Source organism: Caulobacter sp. BP25 (genome assembly GCF_002737755.1).
Taxonomy (GTDB): Bacteria; Pseudomonadota; Alphaproteobacteria; order Caulobacterales; family Caulobacteraceae; genus Caulobacter.
Genome location: NZ_PEGH01000008.1, coordinates 181626 through 205525, shown reverse-complemented (window position 1 = coordinate 205525; position 23900 = coordinate 181626). Strand labels below are relative to the sequence as shown.

General features: G+C 68.0%; 18 protein-coding genes. 14 read left to right on the top strand and 4 right to left on the bottom strand.

From position 1 onward, the window contains the following. Positions 1-27 precede the first annotated feature (27 nt). Both CSW59_RS05795 and CSW59_RS05790 read left to right on the top strand, forming a co-directional pair. On the top strand, positions 28-972 hold the full coding sequence (locus CSW59_RS05795; RefSeq protein WP_201722728.1) for an FAD:protein FMN transferase: 945 nt from the start codon (positions 28-30) through the stop codon (positions 970-972). Further along, positions 972-2474 carry a sulfite reductase flavoprotein subunit alpha gene (locus CSW59_RS05790; protein ID WP_099443136.1) on the top strand — a complete coding sequence of 501 codons (1503 nt, stop codon included), beginning with the start codon at positions 972-974 and terminating at the stop codon, positions 2472-2474. The genes CSW59_RS05795 and CSW59_RS05790 overlap by 1 nt, the downstream gene beginning before the upstream one ends. On the opposite strand, the gene CSW59_RS05785 is transcribed toward CSW59_RS05790, so the two are convergent. Beyond that, on the bottom strand, positions 2468-2986 hold the full coding sequence (locus CSW59_RS05785; protein ID WP_099443135.1) for a molybdenum cofactor guanylyltransferase: 519 nt from the start codon (positions 2984-2986) through the stop codon (positions 2468-2470). The genes CSW59_RS05790 and CSW59_RS05785 overlap by 7 nt on opposite strands. Positions 2987-3098: 112 nt before the next feature. Between CSW59_RS05785 and CSW59_RS05780 the strand changes: the two genes are divergently transcribed. The 7 genes from CSW59_RS05780 (at position 3099) to CSW59_RS05750 (ending at position 11403) form a co-directional block, all read left to right on the top strand. Beyond that, positions 3099-4154: a LacI family DNA-binding transcriptional regulator gene (locus CSW59_RS05780; RefSeq protein ID WP_099443134.1), complete on the top strand. Its 1056-nt coding sequence runs from the start codon at positions 3099-3101 to the stop codon at positions 4152-4154. 148 nt (positions 4155-4302) lie between these two features. Next, the gene (locus CSW59_RS05775) at positions 4303-5457 is read left to right on the top strand and encodes a fumarylacetoacetate hydrolase family protein (protein WP_099443133.1); all 1155 of its coding nucleotides are present in this window, start codon (positions 4303-4305) and stop codon (positions 5455-5457) included. A gap of 22 nt (positions 5458-5479) precedes the next feature. Beyond that, positions 5480-6916, top strand: a complete 1437-nt coding sequence (locus CSW59_RS05770) for an aldehyde dehydrogenase family protein (RefSeq protein WP_099443132.1) — start codon at positions 5480-5482, stop codon at positions 6914-6916. Positions 6917-6921: 5 nt separating this feature from the next. Further along, entirely contained in the window at positions 6922-7671 is a 750-nt protein-coding gene (gene xylB / locus CSW59_RS05765; protein ID WP_099443131.1) for a D-xylose 1-dehydrogenase, read from the top strand. Between the two features lie 124 nt (positions 7672-7795). Next, a complete protein-coding gene (locus CSW59_RS05760; RefSeq protein ID WP_099443130.1) occupies positions 7796-8659 on the top strand; it encodes an SMP-30/gluconolactonase/LRE family protein in 864 nt (287 codons plus the stop codon). Continuing rightward, complete coding sequence (gene xylD / locus CSW59_RS05755; protein WP_099443129.1) at positions 8652-10427, top strand: xylonate dehydratase XylD; 1776 nt, start codon at positions 8652-8654, stop codon at positions 10425-10427. The genes CSW59_RS05760 and xylD overlap by 8 nt, the downstream gene beginning before the upstream one ends. Before the next feature lie 103 nt (positions 10428-10530). Next, positions 10531-11403, top strand: a complete 873-nt coding sequence (locus CSW59_RS05750) for a GNAT family N-acetyltransferase (RefSeq protein WP_099443128.1) — start codon at positions 10531-10533, stop codon at positions 11401-11403. Here the strand turns inward: CSW59_RS05750 and CSW59_RS05745 are convergent. Beyond that, positions 11393-11929, bottom strand: a complete 537-nt coding sequence (locus CSW59_RS05745) for a hypothetical protein (RefSeq protein WP_099443127.1) — start codon at positions 11927-11929, stop codon at positions 11393-11395. The two genes, CSW59_RS05750 and CSW59_RS05745, sit on opposite strands and share 11 nt — an antisense overlap. Before the next feature lie 44 nt (positions 11930-11973). After that, complete coding sequence (locus tag CSW59_RS05740) at positions 11974-14172, bottom strand: TonB-dependent receptor domain-containing protein (RefSeq protein ID WP_099443126.1); 2199 nt, start codon at positions 14170-14172, stop codon at positions 11974-11976. Positions 14173-14482: 310 nt separating this feature from the next. On the opposite strand from CSW59_RS05740, the gene CSW59_RS05735 reads away from it, so the two are divergent. From CSW59_RS05735 to CSW59_RS05725, 3 genes are all read left to right on the top strand, one after another. Next, positions 14483-15919, top strand: a complete 1437-nt coding sequence (locus CSW59_RS05735) for a sugar porter family MFS transporter (protein WP_099443125.1) — start codon at positions 14483-14485, stop codon at positions 15917-15919. Positions 15920-16177: 258 nt separating this feature from the next. Then, the gene (locus tag CSW59_RS05730; protein WP_099443124.1) at positions 16178-17800 is read left to right on the top strand and encodes a family 43 glycosylhydrolase; all 1623 of its coding nucleotides are present in this window, start codon (positions 16178-16180) and stop codon (positions 17798-17800) included. Between the two features lie 73 nt (positions 17801-17873). Continuing rightward, positions 17874-18662, top strand: coding sequence for a TIGR00730 family Rossman fold protein (locus tag CSW59_RS05725; protein WP_099443123.1), 789 nt, complete (start codon positions 17874-17876; stop codon positions 18660-18662). Between the two features lie 112 nt (positions 18663-18774). Here CSW59_RS05725 and CSW59_RS05720 read toward each other — a convergent pair whose 3' ends face one another. Then, positions 18775-19371 carry a TetR/AcrR family transcriptional regulator gene (locus CSW59_RS05720; protein ID WP_099443122.1) on the bottom strand — a complete coding sequence of 199 codons (597 nt, stop codon included), beginning with the start codon at positions 19369-19371 and terminating at the stop codon, positions 18775-18777. A gap of 186 nt (positions 19372-19557) precedes the next feature. Between CSW59_RS05720 and CSW59_RS05715 the strand changes: the two genes are divergently transcribed. Together CSW59_RS05715 and CSW59_RS05710 are read left to right on the top strand one after the other, a co-directional pair. Continuing rightward, positions 19558-20721, top strand: a complete 1164-nt coding sequence (locus CSW59_RS05715) for an efflux RND transporter periplasmic adaptor subunit (protein WP_099443121.1) — start codon at positions 19558-19560, stop codon at positions 20719-20721. 12 nt (positions 20722-20733) lie between these two features. Then, the gene (locus tag CSW59_RS05710; protein WP_099443120.1) at positions 20734-23898 is read left to right on the top strand and encodes an efflux RND transporter permease subunit; all 3165 of its coding nucleotides are present in this window, start codon (positions 20734-20736) and stop codon (positions 23896-23898) included. Positions 23899-23900 lie beyond the last annotated feature (2 nt).

The window sequence follows — 23900 nt, the reverse complement described above, 5'->3', positions numbered from 1 at the left end:
GCCCTGACCACGCCCCCCGCCCGCCCGGTGGGCGGCGCCGTGCGCGCGTTCGGCGGGGCGACCATGGGCACGACCTGGTCGGCCAAGGCGGTGCTGCCGGCAACCGTCGACCTTGCCGCCCTCGAGGCCATGGTCCAACGGGCGCTGGATGCCGTCGTGGCCCAGATGAGCCCGTGGGCGCCGCTGTCGGACCTCTGCCGCTACAACCGCGCGCAGGCTGGGAGCTGGGTCCGACTGCCCGAGGCGACCCTGACCGTCCTGCGCCGCGCGATCGAGGTCGCACAGGCCACCAGCGGCGCCTTCGACCCGACCCTGGGCGCCCTGACCGATCTCTGGGGCTTTGGCCCCCGCCCCTTCTCCGGCGCGCCGCCCGAACGCGACGCCGTCGCCGCCCTGCGCGAGGCCGGCGGCTGGAAGCGCCTGACGCTGGACGGCGAGGCCCTGTTCCAGCCGGGCGGCCTGAAGCTGGACCTCAACGGCATCGCCAAGGGCTTCGGCGTCGACCAGGCCGCCGCCGCGCTGGATCGCGCCGGGGTGAAGAGCTACCTCATCGAGGTCGGCGGCGAGTTGCGCGGAACCGGCGCCAAGCCCGACGGCCAGCCCTGGTGGGTCGAGCTGGAGCGGCCGCCGAGTGCGAACGACGCCGAGAAGACCGTCGTCGCCCTGCACGGCCTGTCGGTCGCCACGTCTGGCGACTACCGTCGGTTCTTCGACCATGACGGCCAACGCTACGCCCACACGCTTGACCCGGCCACCGGCGCGCCGGTCACCCACCCGACCGTCAGCGTCACGGTGTTGGCGGCGGACTGCATGAGCGCCGACGCCTGGGCCACGGCCTTGACCGTGATGGCGCCCGACGCGGCCCTGACCTTCGCGGCCAAGCACGATCTGGCCGCCCTGATCGTCAGCCGCGCCGCCTCGGGCGGGCTGGAAGAGCGCCTGTCGCCCGCCCTGCGGGCCATGCTGGACTGATGCCCGACCTCTCCGCCTTTTCGCCCGAGGTCCGCCACCTGCTGGCCGCCGGCGCCGTCGCCGGGGCCTACGCCCTGTTCTGCAGCGGGATCGCCCTGCGCGAGGCCCTGCGCCGCCGCGCCGCCCGCCAAGCCGTCGAGGCCTTGTCGCAAGGCGCGGGCGAGCCCGTGCTGGTCGCCTATGCCAGCCAGACAGGCTTTGCCGAGGAACTGGCCGGCGCCACCGCCAAGGCCCTGTCGGACGCCGGCGCGCCCGTGACCCTGCGCGAGCTGTCGGCCGTCACCGCCGCAGACCTCTCCGGCCGCGCCCTCTTCATCGTCAGCACCACCGGCGAAGGCGACGCGCCCGACACCGCGCGGGCTTTCATCCGGGACGTGATGAAGGACGGTCATGACCTTTCCGCCCTGCGCTACGGGGTCCTCGCGCTGGGGGACTCGTCCTACGCCCAATACTGCGCCTTTGGACGGACTCTGGACGCTTGGCTGGCCCACGCCGGAGCCCAGCCCCTGTTCGATCGCGTCGAGGTCGACGACGGCGATCCAGCCGCCCTGCGCCACTGGCAGGGTAAGCTCTCAGTCCTGACCGGCGTCACCGACGCGCCCGACTGGAGCCGGCCCACCTATGGCCGTTGGACCCTGGCCGAGCGCGAGCTTCTCAACCCCGGCAGCCCCGGCGGTGAGGCCTGGCGCGTGCGCCTGACGCCGCCCTCCGGCGCGGCCTGGCAGGCCGGCGACATCCTGGAGATCGGCCCTCGCAACGCCCCGGCCGACGTGGCCGCCCTGGGTCTGCCCGCCGAGGCGGCCGAGGCCCTCTCCGGCCTGCGCCTGCCCCACGAGCCCGCCGCGGTCGCGGCGCTAAGCGGCCTGTCGCCGGCCGCCCTAGCCGAACGCCTGACGCCCCTGCCGCACCGGGAATATTCGATCGCCTCCCTGCCCGCCGACGGCGGCGTCGAGCTGATCGTGCGGCTGATGACCGACGCCGAGGGGCGCCCCGGCCTCGGCTCGGGCTGGCTGTGCCGCCATGCGCAGATCGGCGGTCCGATCGACGCCCGCGTGCGGACTAACCGCAGCTTCCACGCGCCCGATCCCGCCAAGCCGCTAGTCCTGGTCGGCGCGGGCACAGGTCTCGCCGGCCTGCGCGCCCACCTCAAGGCCCGCATCACCGCCGGCGCGACCCGCAACTGGCTGGTGTTCGGTGAGCGCACCGCCGCCCACGACTACTTCCTGCGCGACGAGATCGAGGGCTGGGCGACGTCCGGCGCGCTGGAGCGCCTGGATCTGGCCTTCTCGCGCGACCAGACCGAGCGGCTCTACGTCCAGCACCGCCTGCGCGCGGCGGCGGACACGCTGCGCCAATGGGTCGACGACGGCGCGGCGATCTATGTCTGCGGCTCGCTGGAGGGCATGTCCCGCGACGTCCATCTGGCCTTGCTGGACATTCTGGGCGCGGAGATGCTGGAGCGCCTCGTCGACGAAGGCCGGTATCGGCGCGACGTCTACTGACCGCCAGACGAGAGCGCCCGGAACTCGTCGGGCGTATTGGCCCCGCGTAGCCGCGCCAGCGCCCCTTCGGGAACCGGCAGCGCCTTCAGCCCCGCCCGCTCGACCAGCCGCCGCAGCGGCCACCCCGCCTCGGCGTCGGCCGGCAAGGCGGCCACGTCGACCACCATCGGCACGGGCAGTCCCTCGTAGAAGCCGCCGCTCTCCAGCAACGGCGCCAGGTCTTCGAGCATCACGGTCGGCGCGTCGACCGCCAGGACCAGCAACCGCGCCGTCCCCAGCGCCCGCGCCCCGGCCAGAACCCCGCCGACCGGACCCGCGCCGGCCTCGTCGTCGGGAACCCAGGGCAGGCCCAGATCGGCCCCGGCCGTGACCAGCGCCCGCGCGCCCGCCGCCCGCGCCAGGTCAGCCACGCGATCGACGGCGCGCCGGCCGTCCCAGGCGAGTTCGGCCTTGTCGCGCCCCATCCGCCGGGAGCCGCCGCCGCACAGGATGATCGCGCCGAGAGAGGTCATGGGGCTTGCCTATCCCTTCTCCCGCAAGGGGAGAAGGGCTTCGACCTTCACCGTCTTCCACCCCGCGCCCAAACCGGTCTAGTCTCGCGCCCGCATAGGGATATTACCGAGAATGAGCCAACCGACCGAGCGCCAGCGTCGCCGCACGACCCAGAGCGCCACGATCCGTGACGTGGCCGCCCGGGCCGGCGTCTCGCCGATGACCGTTTCGCGGGTCATCAACCGTGAGAGCACCGTCAAGGAAGAGACGCGCGTCCTGGTCGAGAAGGCCATCGTCGAGCTCAACTACGCGCCCAATCCCGCCGCCCGCAGCCTGGCCGGCAGCGCGCCGTTCCGGATCGGCCTGCTCTACGACAACCCCTCGACCGGCTATCTGTCAGAGTTCCTGGTCGGCGCCCTGGACGAAAGCAGCCGCACCGGCTCGCAGATCGTCATCGAGAAGTGCGCCCAGCCCGAGCTGGCCGGCGCCACCCTGGCCCGACTGCTGAAGACCGGCGTCGACGGCCTGATCCTGCCGCCGCCGTTGTGCGAGTCTCCCCAGGTTCTCGCCGAGATCAAAGCCGCCGGCGCGGCCGCCGTGGCCGTCGCGCCCGGCATGACCAGCGTCGACATGGCCACCATCCGGATCGACAACGAGGCCGCCGCCTACGAACTGACCCAGCACCTGCTGGGCCTGGGCCACAAGCGTTTCGGCTTCATCAAGGGCCACCCGAACCAGACCGTGAGCCAGCAGCGCCTCGACGGCTTTACGGCGGCTCTGAAGGCGGCCGGGATTCCGCAGGAGAATATCCGCGTCGAACAAGGCTACTTCACCTACCGCTCGGGCCTCGACGCCGCCGAGCGGCTGCTGGCCGTCGAGCCGCGCCCGACCGCCATCTTCGCGGCAAACGACGATATGGCCGCCGCCACGGCGGGTGTGGCCCATCGCCTGGGCCTGGACGTGCCGGGAGATCTGTCGATCGTCGGCTTCGACGACACCTCGATCGCCGACAACATCTGGCCGCCCCTGACCACCGTCCACCAGCCGATCGCCGCCATGGCCCGCGCGGCCGTGGACCTGGTGCTGGAGGAAATCCGCCGCCACCGCGACGGCGGTGGCGAGCCCCGCCAGCTGATGCATCCGCATACGCTGATCGTGCGGGACTCCACCGGGCCGGTCAGCGAGTAGTCACCCTCTCCCATCGGGGAGAGGGATTCTATTATTGGTCTGACAACACGCTTGCAGCCGCTACATGTTAGCGCTACCAAGCTTTGACCAACGAGCGCCGCCGACGGTTTCGGCGCCTGCAGACGCTCGACAAAGGGGAGACGACGCCGTGGGCGTAAGTGAATTCCTTCCGGAAGATTGGAAAAACGCGACCCTGCTGGGCCGCATCGACTTCGGCGACGGCCCGACGCCCGTGCTGGTGCGCGGCGGCCGCGTCGAGGACATGTCCAAGGTCGCGCCGACCGTCGCCGACCTGATGAACGCCTTCCAGCCCGGCGCGGCGATCCCGCGCGGCGAGGACAAGGGCCCGCTGGAAGCCCTCGACATCCGCCCGGTCTGGGAAGACCCCGACGGCGCCGCGCCGGTTAAACTCCTGGCTCCAGTCGACCTGCAATGCCTGAAGGCCGCCGGCGTGACCTTCGCCGTCTCGACGCTGGAGCGGGTGATCGAGGAGCGCGCGCGCGGCGACGCCGCCGCCGCCCTGAAGATCCGCGAGCAGCTGTCCGAGAGCATGGGCGGCGACCTGCGCAGCGTGAATCCGGGCTCGGAGGGCGCCGAGCGCCTGAAGCAGACCCTGATCAAGGACGGCCTGTGGTCGCAGTACCTGGAAGTGGCCATCGGTCCCGACGCCGAGATCTTCACCAAGGGCCCGACCCTGTCCTCGATGGGCTGGGGCGACCATGTTGGCGTCCGCTACGACAGCCACTGGAACAACCCCGAGCCGGAAGTCGTGCTGCTGTGCGACGGTTCTGGCCAGATCCGCGGCGCCTCGCTGGGCAATGATGTCAACCTGCGCGACTTCGAAGGCCGCTCGGCCCTGCTGCTCAGCAAGGCCAAGGACAACAACGCCTCGTGCGCCATCGGTCCGTTCTTCCGCCTGTTTGACGAGACCTTCGCCCTGGACGACGTGCGCTCGGCCGAGGTCGAGCTGAAGATCACCGGCCGCGACAACTTCGTGCTCGACGGCAAGTCGAACATGAGCCTGATCAGCCGCGATCCGGCCGTGCTGGCCGGCCAAGCCTACGGCGCGCAGCACCAATATCCGGACGGCTTCGCGCTGTTCCTGGGCACCATGTTCGCCCCGATCCAGGACCGCGACACCCCCGGCCAGGGCTTCACCCACAAGGTCGGCGACCGCGTGCGCGTCTCGACGCCGAAGCTGGGCGTGCTCGAGAACGAGGTCACCACCTGCGACAAGGCCAAGCCGTGGACGTTCGGCATCTCGGCCCTGATCCGCAACCTGGCCGGCCGCGGCCTGCTCTAATCCAGATCGAAGGAGCTCGGCCATGACCGACACCCTGCGCCACTATATCGGCGGCGAACGCGTCGCCGCCGACGCCCCGGCCGAAAGCCTGAACCCGTCCAACACCAACGACGTCGTCGCCAAGGTCCCGATGGGCGGCCAGGCCGAGGTCGACGCCGCCGTCGACGCGGCCAAGAAAGCCTTCCCGGCCTGGGCCGACGCCTCGCCGGAAGTGCGCTCGGACCTCCTGGACAAGGTCGGCTCGACCATCATCGCCCGCAGCGCCGACATCGGCCGCCTGCTGGCCCGCGAAGAGGGCAAGACCCTGGCCGAGGGGATCGGCGAGACCGTCCGCGCCGGCCGCATCTTCAAGTACTTTGCGGGTGAGGCCCTGCGCCGCCACGGCCAGAACCTGGAAAGCACCCGCCCCGGCGTCGAGATCCAGACCTACCGCCAGGCGGTCGGCGTCTATGGCCTGATCACGCCCTGGAACTTCCCGATCGCCATTCCCGCGTGGAAGGCCGCCCCGGCGCTCGCCTTCGGCAACACCGTGGTGATCAAGCCCGCCGGCCCGACGCCCGCCACCGCCAACGTGCTGGCCGACATCATGGCCGAGTGCGGCGCTCCGGCCGGCGTCTTCAACATGCTGTTCGGTCGTGGCTCGATGGGCGATGCTTTGATCAAGCACAAGGACGTGGACGGCATCTCGTTCACCGGCTCGCAAGGCGTGGGCGCGCAGGTCGCCGCCGCCGCCGTGGCCCGCCAGGCCCGCGTGCAGCTGGAGATGGGCGGCAAGAACCCGCTGATCATCCTGGACGACGCAGACCTGGAACGCGCCGTCGCCATCGCCCTGGACGGCTCGTTCTTCGCCACCGGCCAGCGCTGCACCGCCAGCTCGCGCCTGATCGTGCAGGACGGCATCCACGACAAGTTCGTGGCCCTGCTGGCCGAGAAGGTCGCCGCGCTTCGGGTTGGCGATGCTCTCGACCCCAACACCCAGATCGGTCCGGCCGTCTCGCAGGACCAGATGGAGACGAGCTACAAGTACATCGACATCGCCAAGGGCGAAGGCGGTCGCCTGGTCACCGGCGGCGATCGCCTGAAGCTCGACAATCCGGGCTGGTACGTGCAGCCGACCCTGATCGCCGACACCGAAGCTGGCATGCGGATCAACAACGAGGAGGTCTTCGGCCCCGTCGCCTCGACCATCCGGGTCAAGTCGTACGAAGAGGCCCTGGAGATCGCCAACGGCGTCGAGTTCGGCCTGTCGGCCGGCATCGCCACGACCTCGCTGAAGTACGCTCGTCACTTCCAGCGCCACGCCAAGGCCGGCATGACCATGGTCAACCTGGCCACGGCCGGCGTCGACTATCACGTGCCGTTCGGCGGCACGAAGAGCAGCTCGTACGGCGCGCGCGAACAGGGCTTCGCCGCCGTCGAGTTCTTCACCCAGACAAAAACCTCCTACTCGTGGTCGTAAGCAGCATGTCCTCAGCCATCTATCCCAGCCTGAAGGGCAAGCGCGTCGTCATCACCGGCGGCGGCAGCGGCATCGGGGCAGGCCTGACCGCCGGCTTCGTGCGCCAGGGCGCCGAGGTGATCTTCCTCGACATCGTCGACGAGGACTCGCAAGCCCTGGTCGCCGAGCTGTCGAAGGACGCCGCGATCGCGCCCGTCTACAAGCGCTGCGACCTGATGGACATCGACGCGCTGAAGGCGGTGTTCGCGCAGATCGGCGACGTCGACGTGCTGGTCAACAACGCCGGCAACGACGACCGCCACAGCCTGGCCGACCTGACGCCCGCCTATTGGGACAACCGCATCGGCGTGAACCTGCGCCACATGGTGTTCGCGGCCCAAGCCGTGGCCGGCGGCATGAAGAAGCGCGGCGGCGGCGCCATTATCAACTTCGGCTCGATCAGCTGGCACTTAGGGCTGGAGGACCTGGTCCTCTACGAAACCGCCAAAGCCGGTATCGAGGGCATGACCCGGGCGCTCGCCCGCGAGCTTGGCCCCGACGACATCCGCGTCACCTGCGTGGTGCCGGGCAACGTCAAGACCAAGCGCCAGGAGAAGTGGTACACGCCCGAAGGCGAGGCCGAGATCGTCAAGGCCCAGTGTCTGAAGGGCCGCATCCTGCCCGACCACGTCGCCTCCCTGGTGCTGTTCCTGGCCTCGGACGACGCCTCGCTGTGCACCGGTCACGAGTACTGGATCGACGCCGGCTGGCGTTGACCTAAGAAAACTGTCATCCCGGCCCAGCGCGAAGCGCGCCGAGCCGGGACCACGGCGAGCGCCACGCGTCCGGAGATCCCGGCTCTCCGCTGTGCTACGGCCGGGATGACAGAGGAATGATTGAATGACCGCTGAAGTGACCTGCGTCTGGGATCTGAAAGCCACGCTGGGCGAAGGCCCCATCTGGCATGGCGCGGCCTTGTGGTTCGTCGACATCAAGGGCCACAAGATACACCGTCTTGATCCCGCCAGCGGCGAACGCGCCAGCTTCGACGCCCCCGACCAGGTGACGTTCCTGGCCCCCCTGGCCGGCGGCGGCTTCGTGGTCGGCCTCAAGAGCAGCCTCCACCGCTTCCATCCTGAAACGGGCTTTACGTCGCTGGTCGAGGTCGAGGACCCCGCCCTCGACAACCGTCCCAACGATGCCACCGTCGACGCTCAAGGCCGCCTGTGGTTCGGCACCATGCACGATGGCGAGGAAAACAAGAGCGGCGCGCTCTACCGAATGGACGCCCAGGGCGTGGCGCGGATGGACCAGGACATCTGCATCACCAACGGCCCGTGCGTCTCGCCCGACGGCAAGACCTTCTACCACACCGACACCCTGGCCAAGACGATCTTCGCCTATGACCTGACCGAGGACGGGACGCTGTCGAACAAGCGCGTCTTCGTCCAGATCACCGAGGACAACGCCTATCCGGACGGCTCCGTCGTCGACGCCGAGGGCCATGTCTGGACCTCGCTGTGGGGCGGCTTTGGCGCCATCCGCTTCTCGCCCACCGGCCAGGCCGTGGCCCGCGTGAAGCTGCCCGCGCCCAACGTCACCAAGGTCTGCTTCGGCGGGCCCGACCTGAAGACCCTCTACTTCACCACCGCCCGCAAGGGCCTGAGCGACGAGACCCTGGCCCAGTATCCGCTGGCCGGCGGCGTCTTCGCGGTCCAGGCCGATGTCGCGGGCCAGCCGCAACACGAGGTTCGCCTTGGCTGAACGCACGCCCCGCCGGTTCCGGTCCCGCGATTGGTTCGATAACCCCGACCACATCGACATGACCGCGCTCTATCTGGAGCGCTTCATGAACTACGGGATCACGCCGGAGGAGCTGCGCAGCGGCAAGCCGATCATCGGCATCGCCCAGACCGGCAGCGACATCTCGCCCTGCAACCGCATCCACCTAGACCTGGTGACGCGGATTCGGGACGGGATTCGCGACGCCGGGGGCATCCCCATGGAGTTTCCGGTCCATCCAATCTTCGAGAACTGTCGTCGCCCGACGGCGGCGCTGGATCGGAACCTCTCGTACCTGGGTCTCGTCGAGACCTTGCACGGCTATCCGATTGACGCCGTGGTGCTGACCACCGGCTGCGACAAGACCACCCCGGCCGGCATCATGGCCGCCACGACGGTCAACATCCCGGCCATCGTGCTGTCGGGCGGTCCGATGCTGGACGGCTGGCACGAGGGCGAGCTGGTCGGCTCGGGCACGGTGATCTGGCGCTCGCGCCGCAAGCTGGCGGCCGGCGAGATCACCGAGGAAGAGTTCATCGACCGCGCCGCCAGCTCGGCGCCGTCGGCGGGCCACTGCAACACCATGGGCACGGCCTCGACCATGAACGCCGTGGCCGAGGCGCTCGGCCTGTCGCTGACCGGCTGCGCGGCGATCCCCGCCCCGTACCGCGAGCGCGGCCAGATGGCCTACAAGACCGGCCAGCGGATCGTCGACCTGGCCTATGAGGACGTCAAACCGCTCGACATTCTCACCAAGCAAGCTTTTGAAAACGCCATCGCCCTGGTGGCGGCGGCCGGCGGCTCGACCAACGCCCAGCCGCACATCGTGGCCATGGCCCGTCACGCCGGCGTCGAGATCACCGCTGACGACTGGCGCGCGGCCTATGACATCCCGCTGATCGTCAACATGCAGCCGGCCGGCAAGTATCTGGGCGAACGCTTCCACCGGGCCGGCGGCGCGCCGGCGGTGCTGTGGGAGCTGTTGCAGCAAGGTCGCCTGCATGGCGACGTCCTGACCGTCACCGGCAAGACCATGGGCGAGAACCTGCAAGGCCGCGAGACGAGCGACCGCGAGGTGATCTTCCCCTACGACCAGCCGCTGGCCGAGAAGGCCGGGTTCCTCGTTTTGAAGGGCAACCTGTTCGACTTCGCGATCATGAAGTCCAGCGTGATCGGCGAGGAGTTCCGCAAGCGCTACCTGTCGCAGCCGGGCCAAGAAGGCGTCTTCGAGGCCCGCGCCATCGTGTTCGACGGCTCGGATGACTACCACAAGCGGATCAACGATCCGGCCCTGGAGATCGACGAGCGCTGCATCCTGGTGATCCGTGGCGCCGGTCCCATCGGCTGGCCCGGCTCGGCCGAGGTCGTCAACATGCAGCCGCCGGATCACCTGCTGAAGAAGGGCATCATGAGCCTGCCCACCCTGGGCGACGGCCGCCAGTCGGGCACCGCCGACAGCCCCTCGATCCTGAACGCCTCGCCCGAGAGCGCGATCGGCGGCGGCCTGTCCTGGCTGCGCACCGGCGACACGATCCGCATCGACCTCAACACCGGTCGTTGCGACGCCCTGGTCGACGAGGCGACGATCGCCGAGCGCAAGAAGGACGGCGTTCCTTCGGTTCCCGTCACCATGACGCCCTGGCAGGAAATCTACCGCGCCCACACCGGCCAGCTGGAAACCGGCGGGGTGCTGGAGTTCGCGGTCAAGTACCAGGACCTGGCCGCCAAGCTGCCCCGGCACAATCACTAAAGACAAAGCCCCCGGAGCGATCCGAGGGCTTTCTTCTTAAGGTCTTCTGGCCCCTGGCCTTGCCGCCGCCGCCAAGCCAGGATGCCGGCCGGAGGGCCCCGCCTTGCAAGACTTCGAGCCGCTTTTCGTCGCCGCCCAACAGGCCAGCGCCGCCGGCCATCCCGACCAGGCCCGCGACCTCTACGCAAAGGCCGCCGACAAGGCTCGCGCGGTCAGCGCGGCCGTTCCACTCGCCCACGCCCTACGCCACATCTCTGATCTGGACCGGGAAGCCGGTCAGGCCGAGCCAGCGCTCGCCGCCGCCGATGAGGCCGTCGCCCTATATCGCGCAAGCCCCGACGCCACGGACCTCGACCTCGCCAACGCTCTCCGTCTCAGCGCTTTGGCGCGCGAAGCCTTGGGGCAAGCCGCCACCGACTTCTGGCGCGAGGCCGGCGCGCTCTATCAGGACGCCGATGTCGCGGCCGGCGTCGAAGAGGCGCAAAGACGGCTGAACCTGGCGACCCGCGCCGCCGAACCCGAGGACCTCAAGCCGCTCGCCCAGCTCTGGCGCCAGGGCTGGCTGGAGGCGCACCAGGCGATCGTCCCCGAGGCTCTGATCGCGCTGCGCACGCCCGAGAGCTTCGCCGAGCGCATGGCCGCCGCCCTGCCCCAGGTGCGCGCGCTGGGCCCGGTCGGCGCGCCGCTGGGCTTCCACCTGATCAAGGGCGATGAGCTAAACCAGTTCTATCTGTCCGCCGCCGCCCGGGGCACGGGCTCGGCCGGCGTGCTAATGGCCGACGCCGAGATGCGTCTGGTCGAGGCGGGCGTCGCGACGGCCTGGCTGGCCTGCGCCATCGGCAACGCCCGCGCCGCCCGCTTCTACGAGAAGTCTGGCTGGGTCCTCGCGCGCGAGGTGGTCGTGCCGACCGAAACCTCGGCGGGCCCATTCCCGCTGAAGGTCTGGCGATACGAGAAGCAGTTGCTCAGGACATGAACCTGAAGAAGACGCGCCCCTTAACCCAGCTCCCCTTGGCGCGATGATACGCGGTAAGGCTGCCGTTGCCGCAGAGGCCGGGGCATCTCATGGATTCGAACACCAGCGCGGTGCGTCCATCGGGCGTGATCAGGGGCGCGTGGATGAAGCCAACGGAGATCAGATTGTATTGGCCGAGCTTCTCCACTGCGGCCATTTCCTCCGGCGTCGCCATCCGCACGCCTTCAGGCAACCGCTTCATCAGCTGGGGGCAGCGCGTGAAGAGGTTTTCGGTTGGACGCTGGAGCAGTTTCCATTCGGCCTGTGATGGAGGCGGCTTGGATCGGCCCGCCGCGTCCTGAAGAAACTCGGCCGAGCTCGCGCCCTCGCTGTCGAAAATCTTGACGCCCGCGCGCGCCTGCTCGGCCAGGATCCGCGCGCCGAGCGTGCAGACCTCCGCCCCGTCATTCTTGGGCGCGCTGATCGCCGGCGCCGCAGTGAGCGCGGTCGCCACGACAATCAGTCGTTTCAGGATCGAGGTCTTCATGAACGCGACCCTGCGCGCGGGCTCAGTTTTCTACAAGCGTAATTCTAGCCTGGCCCGCCGCCCGCATTGAAGTCGAACTGCTCAGGCCGAGGCTTGCCGCCGCCGAAGGCGTAGCTGAAGCCGAAGAACACCGAGCGGACATTGGCCGAGCGACGCGTGCGGTCGCGCAGGGTCGGGGTGTCGACCACGATCACTTCCGCGAAGTTGTCCAGCACGTCGGTGGCGGTGACGACCAGCGAGAGCTTGTCGTTGACCTTCCGGCGATAGCCCAGGTTCAGCATCTTGAACGGTTCGCGATAGCCCTGGGGCGTCAGGCGCTTGCCCGAGGTGAAGGCGTTGATCTGGAAGAAGTCCTTGGGCGTGGCCTGCCAGTTCATGTTCGCGCGGCCCGACACCGCCGTGCCCGAGCGATTGCCGGCAAAGCCCAGATTGCCCGCGTCGATCTCGTTCCAGAACAGGTTGCCGCTGACGTTATAGGTCAGCTTCGGCGACAGGCGGCCGTTGGCCACCAGCTCCAGGCCGCCGGCGCGGCTCTTGCCCAGGTTGGCGCGCGTGGTCAGCAGCACGCCGCCGCCGCGATCGACCACCACGTCGGTGACGCTGTCGCGCGTGTCGCGGAAGTAGGCGGTGGCCAGGTAGTAGGTCTGCCCCTTCCGGTACTGCCAGCCCAGCTCGTAGGAGTCGGTGATCTGCGGCTTCAGGTCCGGATTGCCGGCCCGGTAGTTGAACGGGTCGAGATAGATCTCGTAGGGGTTCAAGTCCTGCGCGCCCGGCCGCTGGACGCGGCGGCTGTAGTTGGCGTTCAGGGTCTGGCTCTGGCTGACCGTGTAGCCCATGTGCAGGGTCGGATAGAGCCGGAAGTAGTCGTTCTGGTTCTTCTGGTTCGAGGTCAGCTGGTTGGTGTCGATCTGGACCTGCTCGGCCCGCAGCCCGCCCTGAACCGTGAAATCGCCGAACGGGCGCTCATAGGTGACATAGGCCGCATAGACGTCCTGGTCGTAGAGGAAGCGGTTGGTCCGCGTCGGATCGACCGTCAGGGCGTTCGGCGCCGCGCCCGTCGCGCCGCGATTGTCGTAGTCGTTCGAGGACCACTCGATATCGACGCCGGTCTTCAGCTTCACATCGTCCGGCAGCGGCTTGCTGTAGTCGACCTTGAGGTTGGTGCGCGTCTGGTCCTGGCCGAACCTAAGGGTCTCGTAGACGGTAACGCCCGGAGCGTTACGCAGGACGTTGGCGGAATCGCGCGAGGAGTCGGTGACCTCATGCTCCAAGTGAGCGGTGAGCGTGTGGTCGACGCCCTTCAGCTGCCGGCGCCAATCGGCGCTGACCGACTTGTTGTCACGCGTGATGTCGGCGTCGCTGGTCCGGGCGTAGGCGCGCGACACAGCGCCTTGGGCGTCGCGTGCGCTATAGGTCTCGAGCATGCTGCTGTCGAAGTCCCACCGCCGCAGGCGGACCTCGCCGCTGATGCGGTTCTGCTTGTCGAGGTCGTAGTCGGCGCCGCCGCGCAGGGTCAGGGCGCCGCCTTCGTTATCCTGGGCGGCGTCGAAGCGGCTGGGCAGGAACTGGCCGCTGGCCTTGTCCAGGGCGGCGCGGTCGATCTCCTGGACGCCCTTCTGGGTGTCGTGGCGATAGCCGGCGTCGCCCGACAGGGTCAGCTTGCCCTCGCGGCGCGTGGCGCTGACCCCGCCGTTGTAGCGGCCGTTGGGACCGACGTTCAGGCGCGCCGTGCCGTTCACGCCGGGCTTCTGGGTCTTCTTGGTGATCAGGTTGATGATCCCGGCCGAGCCGTCGGGGCGATAGGCGGCCGAGGGGTTGGTCATCACCTCGACCCGGTCGATCTGGTCCGCCGGCAGCGACTGCAGCGCGTCGGCCTTGCCGTCGCCCGAGAACATGCCCGAGGGCTTGCCGTCGATCATGATCGTGACGTTGGCGTCACCGCGCAGGCTGACATTGCCCTGCACGTCGACCTCGACCGAGGGGATGTTGCGCAGGGCGTCCGCGATCGAGCCGGTCTTGGCCGACAGGTCGTTGGCGACGCTGTAGCTGCGACGGTCGATCGACGCGCGCATCGCCGTGGAGTCGGAGGTGATCGTCACGCCTTCGACGGCCGTCGGCGCGTCCTTTGCTGGAGTATTGGGGACCTGGGTCTTCGGCGCGGCCGGCGTCGGAGCGGTCTGGGCCTCCACCAGGGTCGGCGACAGCACGGCGACGGCGGCAAGCAAAGCGTACTTCAGGTGCAAGAGATCCCCCAGGGCGACAGGCGACGCGATCAGCCAGTGATCGCGTGAAGATTACAAAATGTACATGTGTAAAACTTTGTACTCCGCCCTTAGACCCGCGTTCCGCGACCAAGACAAATGTCTTTTCCGCAATGTTCGAGCGACTGCTATCCATGGCGTCGGAGGTGAGTCCCACGCGCGAGTTGACGGGTCGCCAGAACCTGCGCTTGCGCGCTGATACCGGTAACACTAAGGTCGCGCCAACCAGAGGTCCCAGCAAGGGACCATAGGGGCGTCAACGGGCCGAAGAAGGCTCAATGGGAGGAAACCTGTGGCAAGTGTATCCAACGCCGGCCCCAGCGCGGGCATGAGCGCTGACGGGACGAAGGTGAACATGGCCTTCGTCGCCGCGATCGTCGCGGTCGCCACGATCGGCGGCTTCATGTTCGGCTACGACAGCGGCGTCATCAACGGTACGCAAGAGGGCCTGAACAGCGCCTTCAACCTGACCGAATTCGGCACCGGCCTGAACGTGGCCGCCATCCTGATCGGCTGCGCCATTGGCGCGTTCGCAGCGGGCCGCCTGGCCGACGTCTGGGGCCGCCGCACCGTCATGCTCATCTCGGCCGTGCTGTTCATCATCAGCGCCATCGGCACCGGGGCGGCGCACACCTCGACCGTCTTCGTGATCTTCCGCCTGATCGGCGGCCTTGGGGTCGGCGCGGCCAGCGTGCTGTGCCCGGTCTACATCTCGGAAGTCACGCCCGCCAACATCCGCGGCCGTCTGTCGTCCGTGCAGCAGATCATGATCATCACGGGCCTGACGGGCGCCTTCGTGGCCAACTACGCCTTGGCCCACAGCGCCGGCAGCTCAACCGCCGAGTTCTGGCTGGGCCTGCCGGCCTGGCGGTGGATGTTCTGGATGCAGATCATCCCGGCCGGCGTGTTCTTCCTGTGCCTGCTGGGCATTCCGGAGAGCCCCCGTTACCTGGTCGCCAAGGGCAAGGACGCCCAGGCCGAAGCCATCCTCTCGCGTCTGTTCGGCGCGGGCGCCGGCGCGGCCAAGGTGGCCGAGATCCGCGCCTCGCTGAGCGCCGACCACAAGCCCGCATTCTCCGACCTGCTGGACCCCGTCAGCAAGAAGATCCGTCCGATCCTGTGGGCCGGTCTGGTCCTGGCCGTCTTCCAGCAACTGGTCGGCATCAACATCGTCTTCTACTACGGCTCGGTGCTGTGGCAGTCGGTGGGCTTCACCGAGGACGACAGCCTGAAGATCAACATCCTGTCGGGCGCGCTGTCGATCGTGGCCTGCCTGGCGGCCATCGCCCTGATCGACAAGATCGGCCGCAAGCCGCTGCTGCTGATCGGCTCGGCCGGCATGGCCGTGACCCTGGGCGTCCTGACCTGGTGCTTCTCGACCGCCACCACGATCAACGGCGCCCTGCACCTGGACGCCAGCATCGGCCCGATCGCCCTGATCGCCGCCAATCTCTACGTGATCTTCTTCAACCTCTCCTGGGGTCCGGTCATGTGGGTGATGCTGGGCGAGATGTTCCCCAACCAGATGCGCGGCTCGGCCCTGGCCGTCGCCGGCTTCGCCCAATGGATGGCCAACTTCGCCATCTCGTTCAGCTTCCCGGCCATGGCCAAGGTCAGCCTGGCGGCCACCTACGGCTTCTACGCGGTGAGCGCCGTGGTCTCGTTCTTCCTGGTCCAGAAACTGATCCACGAAACCCGTGGTCGCGAACTGGAAGCGATGGAGGGGTAGGAGTCCAAATCCTCCCCCTAGCGGGGGGGTGTCGGCTCGAAGAGACGACGGAGGGCGAAGTCCTGCTGGCCTTGCCTCTTCCCCCTCCGGTCCTTTGGACCACCTCCCCCGCTGGGGGAGGACTTAGGAACACACAACGCCCGGGAGCCTCGCTTCCGGGCGTTTTCTTTGCCCATGACAACGATGACACCGGTGGACAAAGCCGATGTTACCGCTAGCTTGAGGCCAACAAACAAGTCTGCGTTCGGGAGGAAATCCATGGTCGACATCAACCGCCGCGGCGCGCTGGGCTCGCTGCTGACCGGCGCGGGCCTGGCCGCCCTGCCCGCTTCAAGCGAGGCGGCCCAGATGGGCCTGCTGCCCGCCAAGCCCACGACAGGCCCGACCTGGGTCAAGGGGATCGAGGGACAACGCAAGGCCGACCTGGGCGACGGGACGTTCCTCAATCCGATCCTGTCCGGCGATCGGCCCGACCCGTCGATCCTCAAGGACGGCGCCGACTACTACATGACGCACAGCTCGTTCGACGCCTATCCGGGTCTGTTGATCTGGCACAGCCGTGACCTGGTCAACTGGACGCCGGTCACCACGACGCTGAAAACCAATGTCGGCTCGATCTGGGCGCCCGAGCTCTGCAAGCACAAGGGTCGCTACTACATCTACCTGCCGGCCAAGCTCCCGGGGAACAACACCAGCTACGTGATCTGGGCCGACAAGATCGAAGGACCCTGGTCCGAGCCGATCGACCTGAAGCTGCCGCGTTACATCGACCCCGGCCACATCGTCGACGAGAAGGGCGAGCGCTGGCTGTTCCTCTCGGGTGGCGACCGTATCAAGCTGGCGCCCGACGGCCTGTCCACAGTGGGCAAGCCCGAGCACGTCTATGATCCCTGGCGCTATCCGGACGACTGGGAGGTCGAGGGCTTCTCGCCCGAGGGCCCCAAGCTCATGCGCCGGGGCGAATACTACTACATGATCACCGCCGTCGGCGGCACGGCCGGTCCGCCGACCGGCCACATGGTCATCGTGGCGCGCGCCAAGTCCCTGGCCGGCCCGTGGGAGGACCATCCGCGCAACCCGCTCGTCCGCACCGTCGACAACGCCGAGAAATGGTGGTCGCGCGGCCATGCCACGCTGGTTGAGGGTCCCACGCCCGGCGACTGGTGGACCGTCTATCACGGCTATGAAAACGGCTATTACACCCTGGGCCGCCAGACCCTGCTGGCGCCGGTGACCTGGACCGCCGACGGCTGGTTCGACGTGGGCGGCGGAGACCTCTCTCAGCCCATCCCCAAGCCGAAAGGCGGCAAGCCCGGCCCGCACGGCATGGCGCTGTCGGACGACTTCTCCACCGACAAGTACGGCGTGCAGTGGAACTTCTTCGATCCCAAGCCGGGCGAGCAGGACCGCATCAAGCGCGAAGCCGGCGCTCTGATCTTGAAGGGCGCGGGCGAGGCGCCGTCCAGCGGCTCGCCGCTGATCTTCGTCAACGGCGACCAGGCCTATGAGATCGAGTGCGAGATCGAGATCGAGCCCGAGACGCGCGCGGGCCTGATCCTGTTCTATGACCGCCAGCTCTATTGCGGCCTGGGCTTCGATGCGAAGAACTTCGTCACCCACCAGTACGGCATCGAGCGCGGCCGTCCCGCCAATCCGCACGGCGCCAAGATGCTGATGCGACTGCGCAACAACCGCCACATCGTCGCCTTCCACACCAGCGGCGACGGCGGCAAAACGTGGAAGCGCTTCGACCGCGGCATGGAAGTCAGCGGCTACCACCACAATGTCCGCGGCGGCTTCCTGATGCTGAAGCCGGGTCTCTACGCGGCCGGCAAGGGCTCGGCGCGGTTCCGGAGCTTCAAGTATCGGGCGCTGGACTAGGGGGCGTCCGGAGGTGGCTCACAGGCGGATCGGGCCTATATGCGAGCGTCCGCCTCCGAAAGAGCCATCCTCCGTGACCGAAGTCCTCCCGCCGACCGCCGCCCCTGACAGCCAAGCCCAACTGACCTCGCCGTCCTACCGGCTGGCGGCCCTGGACCAGGATTTCCTGCTGGGCGACTCCATGCGGGGCGTGCGGTTCCTGCTGGAGTTCGCCAAGGCCGACGAGGCCCTGCGCCGCTGGGGCGTGCGCTCGACCGTGGTGGTGTTCGGCAGCGCCCGGGTGCGCCAGGACGGCCCGCCCGATCAGGCGCGCTGGTACGAGGAGGCCCGCAACCTCGGCCGCATCGTCTCCGAGCGCGGCGGGGCCAAGCTGGAGAATGGCGAGCACGTCCGCGACAATGTCATCGCCACCGGCGGCGGCCCGGGCGTGATGGAGGCGGCCAATCGCGGGGCCTTTGAAGCCGGCGCGCCGACGGTGGGCTTCAATATCACCCTGCCCCATGAGCAGGCGCCCAATCCCTACTGCACCCCGGACCTGACCTTCCGCTTCCACTACTTCGCCATGCGCAAGATGCACCTGGCGATGCGGGCCAACGCGCTGGTGGTGTTCCCCGGCGGCTTTGGCACCTTCGACGAGCTGTTCGAGATCCTGACCCTACGCCAGACCGACAAGGCGCCGCCGATCCCCATCGTGCTGTTCGACGAGGCCTATTGGCGCTCGATCATCAACTTCGAGGCGCTCGTCGAGCACGGCATGATCGCGGCGAGCGATCTTGATTTGCTGCACTTCGCCGACGACGCCGAGGCCGTCTGGACCGAATTGGTCACGTGCGGGCTGAAGCTGCCTGAGAGCAAGACCTAAGGCCGGATCGACATCCGACGCGGCCCTAAAGACTATAGCTCGCCTTCCTGGGCCTTGTGCCCAGGAAGGCGGGAAATATTCTCTGGCTTGAAGGTCGATCCTTCCTAGGCCATCAGCTCAGCAGATGCCGCACGGTCGAGCGTAGCGCCTGGCCCAGGGCCTCGCGATCCAGATCGGGATGGTTCACACCCCGGATCAGCAGGCCGTCGAAGATCAGGCCGATGACCTCGCAGCGCGCCAGGAACTCGGCCTCGCTCCATTCGGGCTTGCGGCTGCGTTCCATCAGGGACTTGGCCATCTGCCGCTCCTGGTCGTCCGCCGAACGGACGATGGCGGCGACCTTGGGATTGCGCGCGGCCTCGGCGATGACTTCCAGCGCCAGAGCGGCCCGGCCAGGCTCGAAACACTTATCGATGCTTTCGGGCAAGTGCTCGTCGATCGCGTCGACCAGTGTGCCCGGCTGGCTCTCGAGTTCGGCGAACTTGTCGCGCATCTCGGCCAGGTCCTGCTCGACAATGGCGGCGATGATCGCTTCCTTGTTCTCGAAGTAGCGATAGATCTGACCCACGCTGAGGCCTGCGGCCTTGGCGATGTCGGCCATGCTGGCGCCGTGGAAACCCGAATGGCGCACGCGCTCGCAGGCCGCGTCAAGGATCTGCTGACGGCGCGATTCCGGCGATGGGCGGCCCGACTGGGCGTCATCAATCATTGAAGATCCTAAGCGACATTACATTTCCGTTAGGTCAGCCTCAGTGGCCAGGCTTGGAGGTTGACATGCGATAGTCACACTCCTATGTCCAGCCCAATTGAGAATGAACGTTCATTCTCAGATTGTTCATCATGCCGGTCTAGTCAAGTGCAATAGCTCGCTAGCCCAACGCATCCGGGGTCACATATGCACGCCAAACACACCGCCGCCGTCACGGCCGTGGGACTCGCCGCCATCGCGCTCACCCTTTCGGCCTGCGGCCAGAAAGGCGCCGGCGCCGGCGCGGGCATGGGCGGTCCGACCGAGGTCGCCTACATCTCCGTCCAACCGCAAGCGGTGGGCCTGACCACCGAGCTTTCGGGCCGCACCTCGGCCTTCCTGGTCTCGGAAGTGCGCCCGCAGGTGGGGGGCGTCATCAAGTCGCGCCTGTTCGAAGAGGGCGCGATCGTCCAAGCCGGTCAGTCGCTCTATCAGATCGACCCGGCCACCTATCAGGCCACCTACAACAGCGCCGCCGCCTCGCTGGCCCAGGCCCAGGCCACGGCCCTGGCCGCCAAGCTGAAGGCCGACCGCTACAAGACCCTGGTCGAGAGCGGCGCGGTCTCCAAGCAGGACAATGACGACGCCCAGGCGACCGCCGCCCAGACCGCCGCCGCCGTCGCGGTTCAGAAGGCGGCGCTGGACACCGCCCGCATCAACCTCAACTACACCAAGGTCGCCTCGCCGATCACTGGCCGCATCGGCAAGAGCGCCGTGACCCCCGGCGCCCTGGTCACCGCCAGCCAGGCCACGGCCTTGGCCACGGTGCAGGACCTGTCGAAGATCTATGTCGACCTGACCCAGACCTCGGCCGAGCTCCTGAAGCTGAAGCAGCAGTTCGCCAGCGGCAAGCTGGGTAAGACCAACTCGGCCCAGGTGACCCTGACGCTCGAGGACGGCTCGACCTATCCGACTCCGGGCACGCTGGAATTCTCGGACGTCACCGTCGACGCCGGCACCGGTTCGGTGACGCTGCGCGCGGTGTTCCCCAACCCGAACGGCGTGCTGCTGCCTGGTATGTATGTTCGCGCGACCCTCAGCCAGGGCGTGGCCTCGGGCGGCATCCTGATCCCGCAGACCGCCGTCAACCGCGACCCGAAGGGCGGCGCGACCGTGATGCTGGTCGGCGCCAAGGGCCCCGAACCGCGCCCGATCACCCTGGGCCGGACGGTCGGCGACAAGTGGCTGGTCACCAGCGGCCTCAACGCCGGCGACAAGGTCATCGTCGAGGGCCTGATGAAGGTCCGTCCGGGCGCGCCGATCAAGGCCGTCCCCGCCGGCGCGGCCCCCGCCGCCCAAGCTCAGCGCTAAGGCCAGCTCCCGATGCTTTCCCGTTTCTTCATCGACAGGCCCATCTTCGCATGGGTCATCGCCATCGTGATCATGCTGGCCGGGGCGCTCGCCATCCGGACCCTGCCGATCGCGCAATATCCTGAAATCGCCCTGCCGCAGGTGTCCATCTCGGCCATCTATCCCGGCGCCTCGGCCAAGACGGTCGAGGACAGCGTCACCCAGGTCATCGAACAGAAGATGAAGGGCCTGGACGGCCTGGATTACATGTCGTCGACCAGCGACAGCTCGGGCTCGGCCACGATCACCCTGACCTTCAAGGCCGGCACCGACATCGACATCGCCCAGGTCCAGGTCCAGAACAAGCTGCAGACCGCCACCGCCCTGCTGCCGCAGGAAGTGCAGCAGCAAGGCCTGACGGTCGCCAAGTCGGCGCGGAACTTCATGATGGTCGTAGGCCTCTATTCCGAGGACCCCAAGACCACCGGCACCGATCTGGCCGACTATCTGGCCTCGAATATCCAGGACCCGCTGAGCCGCGTCGACGGCGTCGGCGACATCCAACTGTTCGGCTCTCAGTACGCCATGCGCATCTGGCTGGACCCGCAGAAACTGGCCAGCTTCAGCCTGACCCCGGCCGACGTTTCGGCCGCGATCCAGGCCCAGAACGCCCAGGTTTCGGCCGGCCAGATCGGCGGGACCCCGAACCTGCCGGGCACGGGCCTGAACGCCACCATCACCGCCCAGTCGCGTCTGCAGACGCCCGATCAGTTCCGTCAGATCATCCTGAAGAACTCCACCGGCGGCGCCACCGTGCGCCTGGGCGACGTCGCCCGCGTCGAACTGGGCTCGGAAAGCTATCTTTCGACCGCCAAGTTCGACGGCAAACCCGCCGCCGGCATGGCCATCAGGCTGGCTCCCGGCGCCAACGCGCTGGACACCGCCGCGGCCGTGAAGACCAAGATGGCCCAGCTGCAGAAGAACTTCCCGGCCAGCTACAAGTACGTCATCCCCTATGACTCGACGCCGTTCGTAGAGCTGTCGATCCACGAGGTGGTCAAGACGCTGATCGAGGCCGTCATTCTCGTCTTCATCGTCATGTTCCTGTTCCTGCAGAACTGGCGCGCGACCCTGATCCCGACCATCGCCGTGCCGGTCGTCCTCTTGGGCACCTTCGGCGTGCTGGCGGCCTTCGGCTACTCGATCAACACGCTCACCATGTTCGGCCTGGTGCTGGCCATCGGCCTTCTGGTCGACGACGCCATCGTGGTGGTCGAGAACGTCGAGCGCGTGATGAGCGAGGAGGGCCTGTCGCCCAAGGAAGCCACCCGCAAGTCCATGAACGAGATCACCGGCGCCCTGATCGGCATCGCTCTCGTGCTGGCGGCGGTGTTCGTGCCGATGGCCTTCTTCGGCGGCTCGCAAGGCGTGATCTACCGTCAGTTCTCGATCACCATCGTCTCGGCCATGGGCCTGTCGGTGATCGTCGCCCTGATCCTGACCCCGGCCCTCTGCGCCACGATGCTGAAGCCGGTCCAGGCTGGCCACCACGACGAGAAGACCGGCTTCTTCGGCTGGTTCAACCGCAGCTTCAACGACATGAGCGGCCGCTACCAAGGCAGCGTGCGCAAGATCCTCGGCAAGAGCGGCCGCTGGATGGCCGTCTACGCCGCGATCATCGTGGCCATGGGCCTGCTGTTCGTCCGCCTGCCCAGCGCCTTCCTGCCGGAAGAAGACCAGGGCACCATGTTCACCCTGGTCCAGCTGCCTGCCGGCGCGACCGAGGAGAAGACCCTGGCCGTGCTCGACAAGGTGCGCGACCACTTCCTGGTCGGCGAGAAGGACGCGGTCCAGTCGGTGTTCACCGTCTCGGGCTTCAGCTTCGCCGGCGCGGGCCAGAACGCGGGCCTCGCCTTCATCCGCCTGAAGGACTTCGACGTCCGCAAATCGGCCAATCTAAAGGCCCAGGCCGTGGCGGGTCGCGCCATGGGCGCCTTCAGCCAGATCCGCGACGCCATGGTGTTCGCGATCGTCCCGCCGGCCGTGTCGGAACTGGGCAACTCGTCCGGCTTCGACTTCCAGCTGCAGGACACCGGCGGCGTCGGCCACGAGACGCTGATGAACGCCCGCAACATGATGCTGGGCATGGCCGCCCAGGATCCCAACCTCGTGGGCGTGCGCCCGAACGGCCAGGACGACACCCCGCAGCTGAAGATCGAGGTCGACCAGGCCAAGGCCGGCGCGCTGGGCCTGACCACCGCCGACATCAACAGCGCCCTCAGCGCCGCGTGGGGCGGGTCGTACGTCAACGACTTCATCGACCGCGGCCGGGTCAAGAAGGTCTACATCCAGGCCGACGCGCCCTACCGCATGACGCCGGAGGACCTGAACCGCTGGTACGTGCGTAACGACAGCGGCCAGATGGTCCCCTTCCCGGCCTTCGCCAGCGCCTCCTGGACCTACGGCTCGCCGCGTCTGGAACGCTACAACGGCCTGTCTTCGGTGAACCTCCAGGGCTCGCCCGCTCCGGGCAAGAGCTCGGGCGACGCGATCGCGGCGATGGAGAAGATCGCGGCCAAGCTGCCCCCGGGCGTCGGCTACGAGTGGACCGGCCTGTCGGCCCAGGAACTGGAGGCTGGCAACCAGGCTCCCGCCCTGTACGCCATCTCGATCCTGGTCGTGTTCCTGCTGCTGGCCGCTCTCTATGAGAGCTGGTCGATCCCGCTGGCCGTTATCATGGTCATCCCGCTAGGCGTCATCGGCGCTCTGCTGGCGACCTTTGCTCGCGGCCTCAGCAACGACATCTACTTCCAGGTGGGCCTGCTGACGACCATGGGCCTGGCGGCCAAGAACGCCATCCTGATCGTCGAGTTCGCCAAGGACCTCTACGAGAAGGGCATGGGCCTGATCGAAGCGACGCTGGAGGCTGTCCGCCTTCGCCTGCGCCCGATCATCATGACCTCGCTGGCCTTCGTGTTCGGCGTTCTGCCGCTGGCGATCTCCAACGGGGCCGGCTCCGGCGCCCAGCACGCGATCGGCACCGGCGTGATCGGCGGCATGATCTCGGCCACCCTCCTGGCGATCTTCTTCGTCCCGCTATTCTTCGTGGTGGTCGAGAAGATCTTCAAACCCAAGCACGCCGGTCATGACGCGGCCGCCGCCCCTCAAGGCGACGCCCCGTCGACGGAGGCCCACTGACC

Bases quoted from the DNA above. Each gene is read 5' to 3' on its own strand.
- CSW59_RS05785 (WP_099443135.1), bottom strand. From the start codon at position 2,986: ATGACCTCTCTCGGCGCGATCATCCTGTGCGGCGGCGGCTCCCGGCGG.
- CSW59_RS05715 (WP_099443121.1), top strand. From the start codon at position 19,558: ATGCACGCCAAACACACCGCCGCCGTCACGGCCGTGGGACTCGCCGCC.
- CSW59_RS05710 (WP_099443120.1), top strand. From the start codon at position 20,734: ATGCTTTCCCGTTTCTTCATCGACAGGCCCATCTTCGCATGGGTCATC.
- CSW59_RS05790 (WP_099443136.1), top strand. From the start codon at position 972: ATGCCCGACCTCTCCGCCTTTTCGCCCGAGGTCCGCCACCTGCTGGCC.
- CSW59_RS05730 (WP_099443124.1), top strand. From the start codon at position 16,178: ATGGTCGACATCAACCGCCGCGGCGCGCTGGGCTCGCTGCTGACCGGC.
- CSW59_RS05770 (WP_099443132.1), top strand. From the start codon at position 5,480: ATGACCGACACCCTGCGCCACTATATCGGCGGCGAACGCGTCGCCGCC.
- xylB (WP_099443131.1), top strand. From the start codon at position 6,922: ATGTCCTCAGCCATCTATCCCAGCCTGAAGGGCAAGCGCGTCGTCATC.
- CSW59_RS05720 (WP_099443122.1), bottom strand. From the start codon at position 19,371: ATGATTGATGACGCCCAGTCGGGCCGCCCATCGCCGGAATCGCGCCGT.
- CSW59_RS05745 (WP_099443127.1), bottom strand. From the start codon at position 11,929: ATGAAGACCTCGATCCTGAAACGACTGATTGTCGTGGCGACCGCGCTC.
- CSW59_RS05780 (WP_099443134.1), top strand. From the start codon at position 3,099: ATGAGCCAACCGACCGAGCGCCAGCGTCGCCGCACGACCCAGAGCGCC.
- CSW59_RS05760 (WP_099443130.1), top strand. From the start codon at position 7,796: ATGACCGCTGAAGTGACCTGCGTCTGGGATCTGAAAGCCACGCTGGGC.